This is a genomic window from Rhizobium sp. YIM 134829 (assembly GCF_046546455.1).
Genome location: NZ_JBKHKI010000002.1, coordinates 131,375 through 146,734 on the forward strand (window position 1 = coordinate 131,375; position 15,360 = coordinate 146,734).

Consider the following 15,360-nt stretch of genomic DNA (forward strand, 5'->3'; position numbering starts at 1 on the left):
GAAAAGCGGCGGCGCGAGGGAGAAACAGGCGACGGCAGAGCGCATCTGTTTAACCCATCATCCGCTGCCCAAGCACTCAGGCGTCGGTTGGAACCCTAGTGAAAATTGCGCCCCTTGGGCATGACGCGGGCGGTTTCCTCCTGGTCGAACAGCGAGGGTTCGGGCAGCGCCCGATCGCTCTGGCGGGGCGTGCCGAAGCTGGAGGCGGCCGCCTTGCGGGCGAGCGCCTGGCTGGCGCCTGCCTCGCCGGCACCTGCCGCGCCGCGATCATCCGCCTCATGCCCGCCGGATGCGCCGTGGAGAGAGTGGTCGCATGCCGCCGCTTCCCGCTCGCCCGCCCGCCGCGCGCCCTTCTGCCGCTGGTCGATGGTCGGCCGCAGCACCTCGTCGGCTCGCTCGTTCACCGCGAAGCGCCGCTCCTCGCCCTTCAGCAGTCCCAGCGCCGCGGTCATGTCTTCCAGCCGTTCGGCGATCACATGGATCACGCCGCTCTGGCTCTGCAGCCGGCCGGTGACCTTGACCAGACGTGCGCCCATCACCACCGGGCGGTACTGCGCAAAGACGGTTTTCCAGACGATGACATTGGCGACGCCGGTTTCGTCCTCGAGCGTCATGAAGATCACCCCCTGCGCCGTGCCCGGCCGCTGGCGAACGAGAACGAGGCCGGCAATGGTGACGCGCCGGCCCGGCCGGGTGTCGAGCAGGGCGCGCGTGGTGAGGATGCCGGCGCGGGTAAAGGCCTCGCGCATAAAGGACACCGGATGGGCCTTGAGCGACAGAGTTAGCGCGCGATAATCATGGACCACCTGTTCGCCGGGCGGCATCTCCGGCAGGGTGACGGCGGGATCGGCGATCAGATCCTCCTCCGCCCCGGCAAAGAGCGGCAGCCGCTCGGCCGCCCCTCTCTCGTCCAGCGCCTTGACCGCCCAGAGCGCCCGCCGCCGGTCGAGCCCGATCGAACGGAAGGCATCGGCATCGGCCAGCCGCTCCAGGACCGCTCGGCTGAGGCCGGAGCGCACCCAGAGATCATGCACCGAGCGATAACCGGCGCCACGACGGGCGGTGAGCGCCGCCATGTCGGTTTCCCGGAGGCCCTTGACGATGCGGAAGCCGAGCCGGACGCTGCGCGCGGTCAGGATCACATCCTGCATGGCGCGGTGGCGCGGGTCGATCCGCCTTTGGTCGAAGGCCTCTCCCTCCTCCAAAAGCGTTTCCCAGTCCGAATGGTTGATGTCGACGGGCAGCACCTCGACCCCATGCTCGCGCGCATCGCGCACCAGCTGGGCCGGCGCATAGAAGCCCATGGGCTGGGCATTGAGCAGCGCGGCACAGAAGATGTCCGGATAGAAGGTCTTGAACCAGGAGGAGGCATAGACGAGCAAGGCGAAGGAGGCGGCATGGCTTTCGGGGAAGCCATATTCGCCGAAGCCCTTGATCTGGTTGAAGCAGCGCTGGGCGAACTCGCGGTCATAGCCGTTTTCCACCATGCCCTCGATCATCCGCAGCTCGAAATTGGCCACCTGCCCCGTGCGCCGGAAGGTCGCCATGGCGCGGCGCAGCTTGTCGGCCTCGGAAGGGGTGAAATTCGCCGCGGTGATGGCGATCTGCATCGCCTGCTCCTGGAAGAGCGGCACGCCGAGCGTGCGCTCCAGCACGCTTTTCAGCTCCGGCTTGGCATAGTCCGGCTCGATGCCATGGCGCAGAAAGGCCTCGCGCCGCTTGAGATAGGGATGGACCATGTCGCCCTGGATCGGCCCGGGCCGCACGATCGCCACCTCGATGACGAGGTCGTAGAAGACGCGCGGCCGGAGGCGCGGCAGCATGCTCATCTGCGCCCGGCTCTCGATCTGGAAGACGCCGATCGTATCGGCGCGGCAGATCATGTCGTAGACCTTTGGATCCTCGGTCTCGAAAATATGCCGCAGCGTCTTCTGCTTGCCGTAATGGGTTTCCAAAAGGGTGAAGGCCTTGGCAAGCGCCGTCAGCATGCCGAGCGCCAGCACATCGACCTTCAGAATGTTGAGAACGTCGAGATCGTCCTTGTTCCATTCGATCATGTAGCGGTCGGGCATGGCGGTCGGCATGATCGGCACGATCTCATCCAGCCGGTCGCGGGTAATCACGAAACCGCCGACATGCTGGGAGAGATGGCGGGGAAACTCCATCAGCATGCCGGCATAGGTGAAGAGGCGGGAAACAGTGGGATCGGCAAGATCGAGGCCGGCGGCCTTGGCCTGATCCTCGGTGAAGCCCGAGGTCCACCAGCCCCAGATCGAGCCGGCAAGGGCGGCCTGCACATCCTCCGAAAAGCCGAAGGCCTTGGCCACCTCGCGGCCCGCCGAGCGGGCGCGATAGCTGATGACGGCCGCCGCCAGCCCCGCATGTTCCTTCGTATAGGTGCGGTAGAGGAACTGGATCACCTCCTCGCGCCGGGCATGTTCGAAATCGATATCGATATCGGGCGGCTCGTCGCGGTCGCGCGAGAGGAAGCGGTCGAAGAGAAGCGTGAACTTGATCGGATCCACCTCGGTGACGCCGAGGCAGAAGCAGACGGAGGAGTTCGCCGCCGAGCCCCGCCCCTGGCAGAGAATGCCTTGGCTGCGCGCAAAGGCGACCATGCGGTCGACGGTCAGGAAATAGGGCTCATATTGCTTCTCGTGGATCAGCTCCAGCTCGTAGGCCAGCTGCTTTTCCACCTTCTCCGGCACACCGTCCGGATAGCGCACCGCCGCCCCTTCCCTGACGCGGCGCTTCAGCGCCTCGGCCGGCGTCTCGCCCGGGCCAGTCTCGTCGGGGTAATTGTGCTTGAGCTCGTCGAGCGAGAAGCGCAGGCCTTTGAAGAACAGGCGCGTATTGGCAAGCGCCTCCGGACAGTCGCGAAAGAGCCGCGCCATTTCCGCCGGGCTCTTCAGAAAGCGCTCGGCATTGGCAGCGAGCCGCAAGCCTGCCTCCGCCACCGTCACATGCTCGCGAATGGCGGTGACCACATCGGCCAGCGGCCGGCGGCCCGGCTCATGATAGAGCACGTCATTGCTGGCGATGGGGCGCAGGCCGAATTCGCGCGCAAGCGTCATCAGGCTTTCCAGATGCAGCCGGTCGAAGCCGTCATAGCGCGGCACCAGGGCGAGATAGAGCCGGTCGCCCGCGGCCGCCTTCAGCTTTGCCAGGCAGTCTTTCAGCGCCGTCCAGTCGATTGGCGCCGGGCCGGGCATCAGGATCAGCTGCAGCTCCGCCTGCCACTCCAGGAGATCGTCGAGGAACAGCGTGCAGCTGCCCTTTTCGCTGCGCAGATTGCCGGCGCTGAGCAGCCGGCAGAGATGGCCCCAGCCGGCGCGGTTGCGCGGATAGGCGAGAATGTCCGGCGTGCCATCGGCAAAGACCAGCCGGGCACCCGGCTGATAGCGGCTGCGCTCGAAGCTGGCCTTGGCATGGCCGCGCACGACGCCGGCGAGCGTGTTGCGATCGGCGATGCCGAGCCCTGCAATGCCGAGCATCTTGGCGGAGACCACCAGTTCCTCCGCACTCGACGCGCCTTCGAGAAAGGAGAAATGGGTGCGCACCCCGACTTCGTAGAAGAGTGGGTCGGGCGCCGGGCTCATGCGAAGATGCCATGCATGAACCAGCCGGGATGGGCGCATTCGCGCCCGAACAGCCCGTTGCGAAACATCCAGAACCGCCGGCCGGCCTCGTCCTCGATGCGGAAATAATCGCGCGTCGGCGCCGCCTCGCCATCGATCCACCATTCGGCGGCGATGCGCTCCGGCCCTTCCGCCCGCGTGACGCGATAGACGGCGCGCCGCCAGGAAAAGCGCTCCGGCGGCCCATCCGGCACATGGGCGGCATGCACCTCGACCGGCTCGGGGTGCTTGAGCATCCGCAGGGGGCGGATCGGCATGCTCTCCACCGGCCAGACCGGACAATCGCCGGCCGGCAGGCTGCGCCCGGCCGGCACGAAGGCCGAGAGATCCTGCCGCATCGCCGCGGGCCCCGCGGCAGAGAGCGCCCGGCCGGCCGGCTGGCCGAACTCTGCCAGCCAGTCGCCGAGCGGGCGGATGGGCGCGGCGCGCTCCGGCACATGGCTGGCGGTGGGCACGCTGACCAGGAGGCTGTTCGCCCCGAAGCGGGCCATGACGCGATCGGCGAAATCGGCAAGCGACCGCCCCTGGTCCGGCCGGCCGGAAAAATCATCCTGGACGGCGGCAAAGGCCTCGGCCTTCAGCACGCAGAGGCGCAGCATCTCGAAGCCGAAGCCGGCATCGAGCGCATCATGCACGGCGGTCAGCCGCTCGCGGTAGAGCGCGGCGATGCGCGGCGGATCGCGCAGCGGTGTCGAGGTGCCGGCCTTCAGCCGGAAGACCTTGCCATCCACGCGAAAGAGCAGGAGCTCGAACAGCCGCCCGCCCTCGCCCCGCTCCTCGAGCCGCGTCTTCAGCCCCTGGGCGAGCTTCAGCGCAAGCCCCAATATATCTTCCTCGCTCGACACCGGCTCGGCAAGCCGCCGCTCGACCGAGAGGCTGGCAACCGGCAGCCGCGGCGAGAGCGGCTCCTCGTCGAGCCCCAGCGCCTGGTCGAGGCGGAGAAAGGGCATGGGGCCGAAGCGGCGGGCAAGGGCGGCGCGCGGCGCCTGCAGGAGATCGGCCGCATGGGTGAGGCCAAGGCGGATCAGGAGATCAACGGTGGACTGGGGCAGACGAAGGGCCGCGACCGGCAAGGGCGCCAGCGCGGCCTCCTCCTCCCCCGGCGCCACCACCCCCTGCCTCCCCTGGCGAGCCAGCGCGCCGGCGAGCGCCGCGGAAGAGGCGATCGCGCCGCGGGTTTCGACGCCGAGTTCGAAGAGCCGCGCCAGCACGTCCTCGATCAGCGCCTCTTCGCCGCGATGAAGATGGGCACAGCCGGTAATGTCGAGATGCAACCCATCGGCGCCGTCGAGCGCGATCAGCGGCGTGTAGCGGTCGCACCAGTCGGCAAGTGCATTCAGGAAGGCGGCATCGGCCACCGGATCGGCCGGCAGGACCTCCAGATCGGGATGCATGGCGCGCGCCTCGGCAATGCCCTGGCCGCGAGCGAGCTTCAGGCTTTCGGCATGGCCATCGAGCGCGGCAATGCGCATGGCATTGTTCTCTTTGGCGGAAAAGACGATCGGCGGATGGTCAGGACGCCCGTCTGAAAGCCACGACCGCCCCCAGCGCGCCCGCGCGATCCGGTCCGTCGGCAGATGCGGAAAGTGGAGCGACAGGATGCGCTGCGCCGGCCGGAACAGGCTCCGTGTCGAAGAGGGCGAGGCTGCCAAGCGGTGCGAGGGGATAGAAGCGGCGCTCATGAGCACTCCATTCCAGATAGGCGTCGACGGGGGCGAAGGCGCGGCTTTTTTCCGCGACCACGTGGAAGACCGGATTGCCGATGCTGCCGGCCAGCGGACGGCCGTCCGGCAGAAGGCGGGCAGCGGCCGGCGCCGGCAGGACGGACAGGCGAAAGAGGGCGCCGCTTGCCTCCTCCTCGCCCGCCTGGCGCACGAGCAGCAACGGCACGCCGCCACCGCGCGCCCGCACCTGCAGCCGCCGGCTTTCCTGAAAACCGAGCGCGGCGGGATTGCCGCGCATTTCGAGAACCACGGCTGCAAAGACCGGAAAATTCAGCGCGGCTTCGGCGATCCACAGCGCCTCCTTGAGGCTCTTTGGGCTCGAGAGCAGCGCCCGCGACAGATCGACCCCATGACCGACCAGGCCGATGCCATAGGGAGCGCCGGCCTCCTTCAGGGCCATGCCTTCGGCGATCCAGAGAACGGGGCCAAGCTCGCCACCCTCGCGCCGGCGTGCCTGGCAGAGGGCGGCGAGCGCCAGGGTGAAGCCGATGCCGGCCCCCGCATCGCGCGTTTCACGGACGCGGATCTCCGTCATGCCACGCAGCGGCAGGCCGCCGGCCAGCGCCTGATCCAGCGCCGGCACGCCGAGCGGCAGAACCGGCTCCGCCTTGCTCATGCCGTCTTCCCGCAGAATGGTAGCGGGCGGTTCATCGCGGTTCAAACGATGAAAGCCCGCCTCCTCGCCGGCCCGTTCTGCGGCGCGCGTTCCGGTGCCTCTCTCCAGTCGGGCGATGGCATCGCGCAGGGCGCGCACCGTCTCCCGCGGCACAGCCTTTTCAGCCATGGCGGTCAGCTCCTGTCTGCGTGTTCACTTTATGTTCTTATTGATTCCAGAAGGTGAAGAAAGAGTCAACGCGCCATGGAGAAGACTCTTTTCCGAAGAGAATAGGAACTTCTTCCTCTTTCAACCACGCGTTGGCAGGTTCCGACATGGCCAAGTGCCCTGCTTGCAGAAGCAGGACAGATTGGGCTCGGCCTCACGTTCGGCAGATGGGAGGGGTCAGGTCATCCGAAGAGAGGACCGGTCGCCAAACCCTCAGCTTCGATAGAGCGTGTCGGGATAGACGTCGGTCTCGGGAATGGTCGCGTTCCCCTCGCCGAGCTCCAGCTGCATGATCACCGTATCCAGCCAGCGGCCGAATTTGAGGCCCGTCCCCGGCATGGTGCCGCAGAGCGCGAAGCCTGCCGCCCGGTGGACGCCGATCGAGGCCGGATGGGCGCCGCCGATCACCGCCACCATCTGGCGGAAGCCGAGCGCCGTGCAGCGGCGGATGAGATCGTCGAGCAGGGCGCGGCCCACACCCTGGCCCCGTGCCTCCGGCGCGAGATAGATGGAATCCTCGACCAGGAAGCGATAGGCGCTGCGCAGCCGGAAGGCCGAGGCATAGGCATAGCCAAGCACGCGGCCCGCCTCGTCGACAGCGACGGTATAGGGATAGCCGAGCCCGGTGACGGTGGAGAAGCGGCTGGTCATCTCTGCCTCGTCCGGCACGGCGACCTCATAGGTCGCCACGCCGTTCAGCACGGACTCCTCGTAGATCGCGGTGATGGCAGGAAGATCGGCAAGCGTGGCGTCGCGCAGAGTGAAGGAGGGCATGGGGATATCCGTGGCAGGCCTGAAAAGCTCCGCCCCTCTCCCACACTCTCCCCGGCCGATCAAGCCGATGCCGGCCTTCCGCGCCGACCTACCCGGCAAAAGCCCCCTCAAACGCAAAAAGGCGGCCGAAGCCGCCTTTCCGAAGTCTCGATGTCCGTTCGATCAGTTGCGGTTGCCGAGGAAGCGCAGCATGAACAGGAAGAGGTTGACGAAGTCGAGATAGAGCGTCAGCGCGCCCATGATCGCCTTGCGGCCAGCGGTTTCAACGCCATCGCTTTCGAAATACATTTCCTTGATGCGCTGCGTATCCCAAGCGGTCAGGCCTGCGAAGATCAGCACGCCGATCGCCGAGATGGCAAAGGTGACGGCCGAGGACTGCAGGAACAGATTGACCAGCGAGGCGATGATCAGGCCGAACAGGCCCATGACCAGGAACGAGCCCATGGCCGAGAGATCCCGCTTCGTCGTGTAGCCGAACAGCGACAGCGCGCCGAAGGAGGCGGCGGTCACGAAGAACGTCTGCACGATGCTCTGCCCGGTATAGACCAGGAAGATCGAGGAGAGCGACAGGCCCATCAGTGCCGCATAGATCCAGAAGGTCGTCTGCGCGGCCGCCACACTCATCTTATGAATGCGGAAGCTCAGGAAGAAGACCATCGCCAGCGGCGCCAGCATGACCACCCATTTCAGCGGGCTCACATAAATCGCCTGACCGAAGGTCGTCAGCTCACCATTGGCGAAGGACAGCTGGAAGGCGCCGAAGGCGGCGACGCCGGTGATGGCGAGGCCCAGCGCCATCAGATTGTAGACGCGCAGCATGTAGCTGCGAAGGCCTGCATCGATCGCGGCGCCCGCCCGGCCGGCTGCGGCCTGCGCGCGATAATTGCGAAAATCAGCCATGGTTTCCCTTTCAAGCCCCGATGGACGAGAGGTTGAGGGGGATCCGGAAGACCACGTCCCTCCCAGGCGCCGCTGCGGGGCTCAGCATGCCTGAGGAGAATATGGGCCCCATGCACCGGAATCACAAGGCCTGACGGCTGCCAAGCGGCCGGCATGACCAAATTGTAATCCACCAACCCGCGCTTGAAAGTCCAGCCTGCTCAAAGCTCGCGCAGCACGGGCGCTGCCTTTTGCCCCAGTACCCGCCAGGTGCCGACAAGCCCGATGCCGACGGTGAGGATGAGTGCCGCGATAATGGTGCCGACGGCCACATCCGGCAGGAAGCTCGAAGGCAGCGTCATGATGCGGGAGACGACGAACCAGGCCGCCACGCCGCCGGCAAAGAGCGCAAAGAGCGCGGTGGAGAGGCCGAGCATGGCATATTCGTAGCAGAAGGCGCGGATCAGGGTCGCCCGCGTGGCGCCGAGTGTCTTCAAGACCACGGCATCATGCAGTCGCGCCCGGTTGCCGGCGGCAAGCGCGCCGGCCAGCACCAGCACGGAGGCGACCAGCGCCACCGCGGCCGCCGCGCGGATGGCGGTCGCCAGCTGGCCGAGCAGCCCATTGACGATGTCGAGTGCATCCTTGACCCGGACGCTGGTGATGGTCGGGTAGGTGTTGGTGATGGCCTTCAGCGCCGCCGCCTCTTCCGCCTCGCTCGCCGCCGGATCGATGATGGTCGCGAGCCAGGCATGCGGCGCGCCAGCGAAGGTGTTGGGCGAGAAGACCATGACGAAGTTGATCGACAGCGATTCCCACTCCACCGTGCGGAAATTGGCGATCCGCGCGGTGATGTTGCGCCCGAGAACATTGACCGTCACCGTATCGCCGATCTTCAGCCCGAGCTCCTTGCCCTCCTTTTCGGAGAAGGAGACCAGCGGCTCGCCGGCATAATCCTTCGGCCACCATGCGCCATCGACCAGCGAGGAATTTTCCGGGATGTTCTGCGCATAGGTGATGCCACGATCGCCGCGCAGCACCCAGCGCGCCTCCGGCGCCACCTCGCGCTTGGCGACGTCCTCACCGTTGAAGGCAAGGATTCGTCCCCGCAGCATCGGCACCTCGATGATCTTGCCCTTCGGCATCTCGCGGGCGAGTAGGCCGCGGAAACCCTCGATCTCGCTGCCCTGGATATCGACGAAGAAGAAGTTGGGCGCGCGCTCGGGAAGCGTGCCGGTCAGCTGGTTGCGGAGGTTCCCGTCGATCAGCGCCAGGGTGACGAGCAGCGCCAGGCCGAGACCGAGCGAGAGGACGACCGAGGGCGTCAGCGCGCCCGGCCGATGGATATTGCCAATCGCGAGCCTGAGCGCCGGCGAGGAGACGCGCGGCGCCCGCTTCGCCAGCCATTGCACCAGCCAGGAGACGCCGCGGAGCACGAGGAAGGCGAAGAGGATCGCGCCGAGGAAGGTCAGCGAGATCCGCCGCTCCTCCGCCGTGACGACCGCGAGCAGGGCGATGGCGCCAAGGCTTGCAAAGGCGCCACCGAGATAGGCCCAGGCCGGGCGCCGGGCACGGCCAATATCCTGATCGCGGAAGAGCGCCGTCGCCGGCACGGAGCGGGCCCGGCCGAGCGGTAGAAGCGCGAAAGCGAGCGCCGTCAGCACGCCGAACAGCGCCGCAAGGGCGAGCGCGGACGGATAGACAGCGGCACTGGTCGAGACGGGTAGGACATCGGCGAGGAAATAGCCCGCCACCGGCGGCACCAGCGCGCCGATGACGAGCCCAATAAGGATGCCGATCGATGCGATCAGCAGGATCTGGATGAGATAGATGGTCGAGACGAGTCCGCCCGGCGCACCCAGGCACTTGAAGGTGGCGATGACGGCACGCTTGCCGTCGAGATAGGCGCGCACCGCATTGGCGACGCCGACCCCGCCGACAATGAGCGCGGTGAGGCCGACCAGCGTCAGGAATTGCGAAAAGCGGGTGATGTTGGCGGTGAGCGACGGGGCGGCATTGCGGCTGGAGCGGATCGACCATCCGGCTTCGGGAAAGGCGCGCTCGGCCTCGGCGCGGATTGCCGGCACGGCCGAGGGATCGGCGACCTTGAGCTTATAGGCATATTCGACCAGGCTGCCGGTCTGCACGAGACCGCTCGCGCCGAGGGCCGCCTCGGAGACCAGGAGCCTTGGAGCAAAGCCGAAACCGTCGGAGACGGCGTCGGGCTCGCGGGCGATCGTGCCGGAGATCCTGAGCCGCGCATTGCCGATCAAGATCTCGTCGCCGACGCTGACACCCAGCCGGTCGATCAGCAGCGGCGCGACCAGCGCCCCATAGGCACCGTCGCGCTCGGAAAGCTGCGCGCCAAGCGGGGCGGTCGGCTCGCTTTCCACCGCGCCGTAGAGTGGATAGGCCGCATCAACCGCCTTCAGCTCGACCAGCGCCTGATTGGACCCGTCCGGCAGGCGGGCCATCGAGCGCAGGCCCGCGCTAACCGAGACCTGCCCCTGCTCGGCCAGAAAGGCGCGTTCCGCCTCGCTCGCCTGGCGATTATTGAGCTCGAAGCGCAGATCACCGGCAAGCAGTTCCTGGCCTTGAGCGGCGATCGAGCCGGTGATCGACTGTGACAACGAATTGACGCCGGCAATCGCCGCCGTGCCGAGCGCAATACAGGCGAGGAAGATATAGAAGCCACGCAGGCCGCCGCGCATTTCCCGCAGCGCCAGGCGAAAGGCAAGCCGGAGATTGGGCAGCCGCATGGCATCGCGCGACAGCAGACGCCCGCTCATGCGCGGATCGCCTCGGCCGGCGCGCGCAGGTCTGCGGCACCATCGTCGACGATTTGGCCCGAGCGGACCTTGACCTGCCGGGCGCAGCGGGCGGCGAGGTTCGGATCATGGGTCACGAGCAGCAGCGTCATGCCGCGCTCGCTCTGCTTGGAGAAGAGCAGGTCGGCGATCTGCCGGCCGGTCTCGCCGTCGAGATTGCCGGTCGGCTCGTCGGCGATCAAAAGTTTCGGCGATGGGGCGAGCGCCCGGGCGATCGCCACGCGCTGTTGCTCCCCGCCCGACAGCTGGCCCGGATAATGCGACAGCCGCTCGCCGAGCCCAACGGCGGAGAGCTCGCGCGCCGCAATCGCAAAGGCATCCGGCACATTGGCAAGCTCCAGCGGCACGGCGACATTTTCGAGCGCGGTCATGTTGGGGATCAGATGGAAAGACTGGAAGACGATGCCGATATTGCGGCCCCGAAACTCGGCCACCTGGTCCTCGCTCAAGCCTTGCAGGGGTGTGCCATCGATGACGATCTCGCCACCATCGAGCCGCTCCAGACCGGCCAGCACCATCAGGAGCGTCGACTTGCCGGAGCCGGAGGGACCGACGATCCCGACCGACTGGCCTGCATCGATCGAGAGCGACATGCCCTTCAGCACATGGACGGAGGCTGCGGCGCTGCCCAGCGTCAGATCCGCATTTTTCAGTTCGATCATGGTTTTTGCCACGCGCTGCCGCCCTATATGCTGTGATGCTGCATCTGCTCAGTTGAGCCGATTTAGGAGGGGCGCGATGCGATTGAAAGGCTTGATCCCGGTTTTCATGACTGCTCTCGCAGTGTTGATCGCCGCCACCTCCTCCGCGCGCGCCGCCTCGCTGTCGATCGTCGGCTTCGGCGACAGCCTGATGGCCGGCTACCAGCTGCCGCAGGCGGAAGGCTTCACCGCCAAGCTCGAACAGGCGCTGAAGGCCAAGGGCCACGATGTGACGGTGGTCAATGCCGGTGTCTCCGGCGACACGACCTCGGGCGGACTGGCACGACTCGACTGGTCGGTGCCGGACGGTACCAGTGGCGTCATTCTGGAGCTCGGCGCCAACGACGCGCTGCGCGGCATCGCGCCGGAGCAGAGCCGCAAGAATCTGACCGCCATGCTCGACAAGCTGAAGGCCCGCAATATTCCGGTCCTGCTCGTCGGAATGCTGGCGCCGCCCAATATGGGCGGCGACTATGCCGAGCGGTTCAATGCGATTTATCCCGAGCTCGCCAAAACCTATGGCATTGAACTCTATCCATTTTTCCTCGATGGCGTCGTCGAGGACGCTCAGCTGAAGCTGGAGGACGGCATGCATCCGAACGCTGCCGGCGTCGACCGGATGGTCGAGCGGATGCTGCCTTCGGTCGAGCGCTTTCTCCAGAAGCTTGCCGATTGAGAGGGCGAACGGGGCCGCGCGTTCAGCTTTCGTTAATCCTCGTGGACAAATATTGCAGGTGCGAATTACCAGTTGCGTCAGGCTCTCAGGCATGATCGGCTGACAGTGTCGCAAACATTCGGGGAGACCTCGCCATGCCGAGATTGTTCACCGCCCTCGAAATTCCGCGCAGCGCGGCCATGAGCCTCTCTCTGCTGCGTGGCGGACTGCCTGGCGCCCGCTGGATCGACGTCGAGAACTACCACATTACTCTGCGCTTTATCGGCGATGTCGACGGCCGCACCGCTGACGAGATCGTCGATCGGCTGGACCGGATCGAGCGGCCGGAATTCCAGCTGCAGCTCAGCGGCACCGGTGCCTTCGGATCGAAAAAGCCGCATTCGGTCTTTGCCGGCGTGACCACCCCACCCGCGCTTTTCCAGCTTCAGGCCGAGATCGAGCGCATCTGCCAGCGCGTCGGCCTGCCCCCTGATCCGCGCAAATTTACCCCGCATGTAACGCTCGCCCGGCTGCGCTCCTCGCGCATCGAGGATGTCGTCACCTATCTCTCCGGCCGCGGCGGCTTCATGACCAATGTCTTTACGGTCTCGCGCTTCGTGCTGCTGTCCTCGCGCGATTCGGTCGGCGGCGGGCCTTACCTGACGGAAGAAGTCTTCTCGCTGCACGAGCCGCCGGGCCCGAGCTTCTCGATCAGCGCCGAACAGCCCTCAAAGAGCATGGTGTAGACGGTCTCGAACCCGTCCTCGGCGCCGAAATAGGGATCGGGCACATCCTCCGCCCGCCCCAGTGTCTCCTCCAGGAACAGCGCGAGCCGCGCCTTGGCGCCAGCTGGCGCTTTCGCCCGAAGCGCGGCGAGATTGCTGCGGTCGAGCGCCAGGATCAGGTCGAACCGGGCGAAATCCTGCGCCGCCACCTGCCGGCCACGCAGGGCTGCGATATCGACGCCCTTTCTAGCCGCGGTCGCGATCGCCCGAGGATCCGGCGGATCGCCCAGGTGCCAGCGGCCGGTGCCCGCCGAATCGAACTGCAGCGGCTGCGCACAATCCGCCTGCTCCGCCAGATGCCGGGCGATGCCTTCCGCCATCGGCGAGCGGCAGATATTGCCGAGGCAGACAAAAAGAATGCGGCGTTCGGGCGCGGTCATGCAACTCTTCCTGTCTCGATGCTTTTCACTTCACGCTGAATAAAGGGAGCGGGCCGATGGCGAAACCGGAAAAATTGGATCCTGCCACGATCGAGGAGAAGCTCGCGGCAAACCCGGGCTGGACCTTGACCCGGGAGGGCACGGCGATCGAACGCCGCTTCCGCTTCAAGAGCTTCGTCGAGGCCTTCGGCTTCATGAGCCAGGCGGCGCTGGCGGCCGAAAAACTCGACCACCATCCGGAATGGTTCAACGTTTATAACCGGGTCGAGGTGACGCTGACCACCCATGATGCCGGCGGGCTGACCGAGCGGGATTTCGCGCTCGCCGCGCGGATGGACAAGGCAGCGGCGGGCTTTTCCTGATGCCGGCAGCGATTTGAATTGCTGTCTCGCTCCCCCATATTGCCGAGACAACCAGGAACGAAGGAAGCGACCATGCCCGAAACGAAGAGCGGACTGGACGAGGTGAAGATCGGCGAAATCCTGCTGCCAGGTGACAGGGCCGAGCAGGACGACAAGGCACGCCGCGTCGAGCGCCGCTTCTGGCCGACGCTCAAGCGCGCAATCCGGCACATTCCCTTCGCCCGCGACCTTGTGGCCGCCTATTATTGCGCCTTCGATCCCAAGACACCGCTGCGCACCCGCGGCATCCTGCTCGGCGCTCTCGCCTATTTCGTCCTGCCCTTCGATATCGTGCCGGATTTCGTGGCCCTGATCGGCTTTTCCGACGATATCGCCGTGCTGACCGCGGCCTTTGCGGCGATCAGCGGCCAGATCAACGAAGAGCATTATGCCAAGGCTGATGCGGCGCTGCGCGACGGACTGGCGAACTGAGCCGGCTCGACGCTCACATGGCGTCCGAGACCGTATCCGCCAGTTGCCTGAGCCTTGCGGCAGCCGAGGGGCCGACGACGGCGAAGGAGCCGGCCGGCGTTGCCCAGGAGATCATGGCGAGGTCGTCGCGCATGGTTTCGCTGACGCGGCCCTGGCTGTCGGCCATGCCGATCTTCAGGAAATAGACGGCGAAGAGGTCGCCCGTCGTATCCCGGTAGAAGAGCTGCCCAGTCGGCTGGCCTTCCACGACCAGAAGCCGGCCACCCTGGAAGGTCAGGCCGCTGCGGGTCAGATCCGGCACGGCGAAGGGAATGCCGGTCGATCCGGTCAGCCAGGCGCGAACCTCGTCGCGCTCTCCGCCGGGCACCTCGACCAGGTGACGCTGTTGGCGGACATAGATGCGATGCATGGCGGCGATATCGTCGAGCCAGCTGCGCGCATCGACCCCGCCGATGTCCGCCAGAGGCGCGCGATCATCGACCGTGCTGCCGATCAGATAGCCGGCAAGGCCGCCGACCAGCAGCATGCCGAAGGAGGCGCCGAGCAGCTTCGGCCAGAGCTTGGACCGCTTACGCTTCGGCGCGCCCACCACCCGCTCGTTGCGCGGCGAGACATCCACGCCCTGGCGGATGCGGCGAACCAGCGACAACGGCACGGGGTCGTTGAGGAAGCCGTCCAAAGCGGTGCGGCCAAAAGCGGTTCCCGTCTTCAGCCGGTCGAGCAACCGGCGCGCCTCTTCATCGCGCGCCACCAGTCGCTCGAGCGCCGCCCGCTCCGCCTCGTCCACGGCGCCGTCGAGATAGGCGGACAATCTTTCCTCGAGTGCCAGCGCGTCTGCCATTGCCAAAGATCAGGCCCTTCTCATCGTCGACGCTGCGGTCATGGCTGCAAGCCGCAATCGTGCGGCGCTCACATGTTTCGCCACCGTCTCCGGCGGGATATCGAGGACCGCGGCAGCCTCTGCATAGCTGTAATCTTCGACGGCGACGAGCAGGAAGGTGCTGGCATAGCCCTCCGGCATGGCAAGGATCAGCGCCTGAACCTCGCTCGCCTGCCCCTGGGCATCGGCGCCGGCCGGCGAAGCCGCCCGGTTCTCGCGCCAGGCGCGGGGCTCTTCGGCATGCACCGAGCGGGTCAGCGTGTAGATCCAACCGTCCAGCCGGCCGCGCCCATCCCAGCTGCTCCCCTGGCCGATGGCGCGGCTGCAAACTTCCTGGACGAGCGCATCCGCCTCGCCGGCATCGCGCGTCAGCGTCAGTGCGAACCGGCGCAGACGCGGCAGCAAGCCGGAGAGCTCCCGCCGAAAATCCTTCGCATCTGGTGCAGGGCGCATAATCGTT

At 66.6% G+C, this 15,360-nt stretch carries 14 protein-coding genes; 4 read left to right on the forward strand and 10 right to left on the reverse strand.

Features of this window, described 5'->3' with window-relative positions; genetic code table 11:
• Window positions 1-95 precede the first annotated feature (95 nt).
• The 7 genes from ACLE20_RS05525 to ACLE20_RS05555 all read right to left on the reverse strand — a co-directional run bounded on the left by ACLE20_RS05525 (window position 96) and on the right by ACLE20_RS05555 (window position 11,340).
• Window positions 96-3,599, reverse strand: coding sequence for an error-prone DNA polymerase (locus ACLE20_RS05525; RefSeq protein ID WP_410939267.1), 3,504 nt, complete (start codon window positions 3,597-3,599; stop codon window positions 96-98).
• The gene (locus ACLE20_RS05530) at window positions 3,596-5,260 is read right to left on the reverse strand and encodes a Y-family DNA polymerase (RefSeq protein ID WP_410939505.1); all 1,665 of its coding nucleotides are present in this window, start codon (window positions 5,258-5,260) and stop codon (window positions 3,596-3,598) included. The genes ACLE20_RS05525 and ACLE20_RS05530 overlap by 4 nt, the downstream gene beginning before the upstream one ends.
• Entirely contained in the window at window positions 5,151-6,146 is a 996-nt protein-coding gene (locus ACLE20_RS05535; protein WP_410939268.1) for an ImuA family protein, read from the reverse strand. Before ACLE20_RS05535 ends, ACLE20_RS05530 begins: the two co-directional genes overlap by 110 nt.
• A gap of 252 nt (window positions 6,147-6,398) precedes the next feature.
• On the reverse strand, window positions 6,399-6,959 hold the full coding sequence (locus tag ACLE20_RS05540) for a GNAT family N-acetyltransferase (RefSeq protein ID WP_410939269.1): 561 nt from the start codon (window positions 6,957-6,959) through the stop codon (window positions 6,399-6,401).
• 162 nt (window positions 6,960-7,121) lie between these two features.
• Window positions 7,122-7,859, reverse strand: coding sequence for a Bax inhibitor-1/YccA family protein (locus ACLE20_RS05545; RefSeq protein WP_410939270.1), 738 nt, complete (start codon window positions 7,857-7,859; stop codon window positions 7,122-7,124).
• Between the two features lie 200 nt (window positions 7,860-8,059).
• Window positions 8,060-10,627: an ABC transporter permease gene (locus ACLE20_RS05550; RefSeq protein ID WP_410939271.1), complete on the reverse strand. Its 2,568-nt coding sequence runs from the start codon at window positions 10,625-10,627 to the stop codon at window positions 8,060-8,062.
• A complete protein-coding gene (locus ACLE20_RS05555; protein WP_410939272.1) occupies window positions 10,624-11,340 on the reverse strand; it encodes an ABC transporter ATP-binding protein in 717 nt (238 codons plus the stop codon). Before ACLE20_RS05555 ends, ACLE20_RS05550 begins: the two co-directional genes overlap by 4 nt.
• Window positions 11,341-11,404: 64 nt before the next feature.
• Here ACLE20_RS05555 and ACLE20_RS05560 point away from each other — a divergent pair, with 64 nt between their 5' ends.
• Window positions 11,405-12,043, forward strand: a complete 639-nt coding sequence (locus ACLE20_RS05560) for an arylesterase (RefSeq protein WP_410939273.1) — start codon at window positions 11,405-11,407, stop codon at window positions 12,041-12,043.
• Window positions 12,044-12,177: 134 nt separating this feature from the next.
• A complete protein-coding gene (thpR, locus tag ACLE20_RS05565; RefSeq protein WP_410939274.1) occupies window positions 12,178-12,768 on the forward strand; it encodes an RNA 2',3'-cyclic phosphodiesterase in 591 nt (196 codons plus the stop codon).
• Here thpR and ACLE20_RS05570 read toward each other — a convergent pair.
• Entirely contained in the window at window positions 12,678-13,187 is a 510-nt protein-coding gene (locus ACLE20_RS05570) for a low molecular weight protein-tyrosine-phosphatase (RefSeq protein WP_410939275.1), read from the reverse strand. The two genes, thpR and ACLE20_RS05570, sit on opposite strands and share 91 nt — an antisense overlap.
• A gap of 56 nt (window positions 13,188-13,243) precedes the next feature.
• On the opposite strand from ACLE20_RS05570, the gene ACLE20_RS05575 reads away from it, so the two are divergent.
• Together ACLE20_RS05575 and ACLE20_RS05580 are read left to right on the forward strand one after the other, a co-directional pair.
• A complete protein-coding gene (locus ACLE20_RS05575; RefSeq protein ID WP_410939276.1) occupies window positions 13,244-13,549 on the forward strand; it encodes a 4a-hydroxytetrahydrobiopterin dehydratase in 306 nt (101 codons plus the stop codon).
• A gap of 93 nt (window positions 13,550-13,642) precedes the next feature.
• Entirely contained in the window at window positions 13,643-14,020 is a 378-nt protein-coding gene (locus ACLE20_RS05580; protein ID WP_410939506.1) for a YkvA family protein, read from the forward strand.
• 13 nt (window positions 14,021-14,033) lie between these two features.
• Here ACLE20_RS05580 and ACLE20_RS05585 read toward each other — a convergent pair whose 3' ends face one another.
• Entirely contained in the window at window positions 14,034-14,861 is an 828-nt protein-coding gene (locus ACLE20_RS05585; protein ID WP_410939507.1) for an anti-sigma factor family protein, read from the reverse strand.
• Between the two features lie 9 nt (window positions 14,862-14,870).
• Complete coding sequence (locus ACLE20_RS05590) at window positions 14,871-15,353, reverse strand: RNA polymerase sigma factor (RefSeq protein ID WP_410939277.1); 483 nt, start codon at window positions 15,351-15,353, stop codon at window positions 14,871-14,873.
• Between the last annotated feature and the right edge of the window lie 7 nt (window positions 15,354-15,360).

Bases quoted from the DNA above. Each gene is read 5' to 3' on its own strand.
- ACLE20_RS05525 (WP_410939267.1), bottom strand. From the start codon at position 3,599: ATGAGCCCGGCGCCCGACCCACTCTTCTACGAAGTCGGGGTGCGCACC.
- ACLE20_RS05560 (WP_410939273.1), top strand. From the start codon at position 11,405: ATGCGATTGAAAGGCTTGATCCCGGTTTTCATGACTGCTCTCGCAGTG.
- ACLE20_RS05535 (WP_410939268.1), bottom strand. From the start codon at position 6,146: ATGGCTGAAAAGGCTGTGCCGCGGGAGACGGTGCGCGCCCTGCGCGAT.
- thpR (WP_410939274.1), top strand. From the start codon at position 12,178: ATGCCGAGATTGTTCACCGCCCTCGAAATTCCGCGCAGCGCGGCCATG.
- ACLE20_RS05570 (WP_410939275.1), bottom strand. From the start codon at position 13,187: ATGACCGCGCCCGAACGCCGCATTCTTTTTGTCTGCCTCGGCAATATC.
- ACLE20_RS05575 (WP_410939276.1), top strand. From the start codon at position 13,244: ATGGCGAAACCGGAAAAATTGGATCCTGCCACGATCGAGGAGAAGCTC.
- ACLE20_RS05585 (WP_410939507.1), bottom strand. From the start codon at position 14,861: ATGGCAGACGCGCTGGCACTCGAGGAAAGATTGTCCGCCTATCTCGAC.
- ACLE20_RS05545 (WP_410939270.1), bottom strand. From the start codon at position 7,859: ATGGCTGATTTTCGCAATTATCGCGCGCAGGCCGCAGCCGGCCGGGCG.
- ACLE20_RS05540 (WP_410939269.1), bottom strand. From the start codon at position 6,959: ATGCCCTCCTTCACTCTGCGCGACGCCACGCTTGCCGATCTTCCTGCC.
- ACLE20_RS05590 (WP_410939277.1), bottom strand. From the start codon at position 15,353: ATGCGCCCTGCACCAGATGCGAAGGATTTTCGGCGGGAGCTCTCCGGC.
- ACLE20_RS05550 (WP_410939271.1), bottom strand. From the start codon at position 10,627: ATGAGCGGGCGTCTGCTGTCGCGCGATGCCATGCGGCTGCCCAATCTC.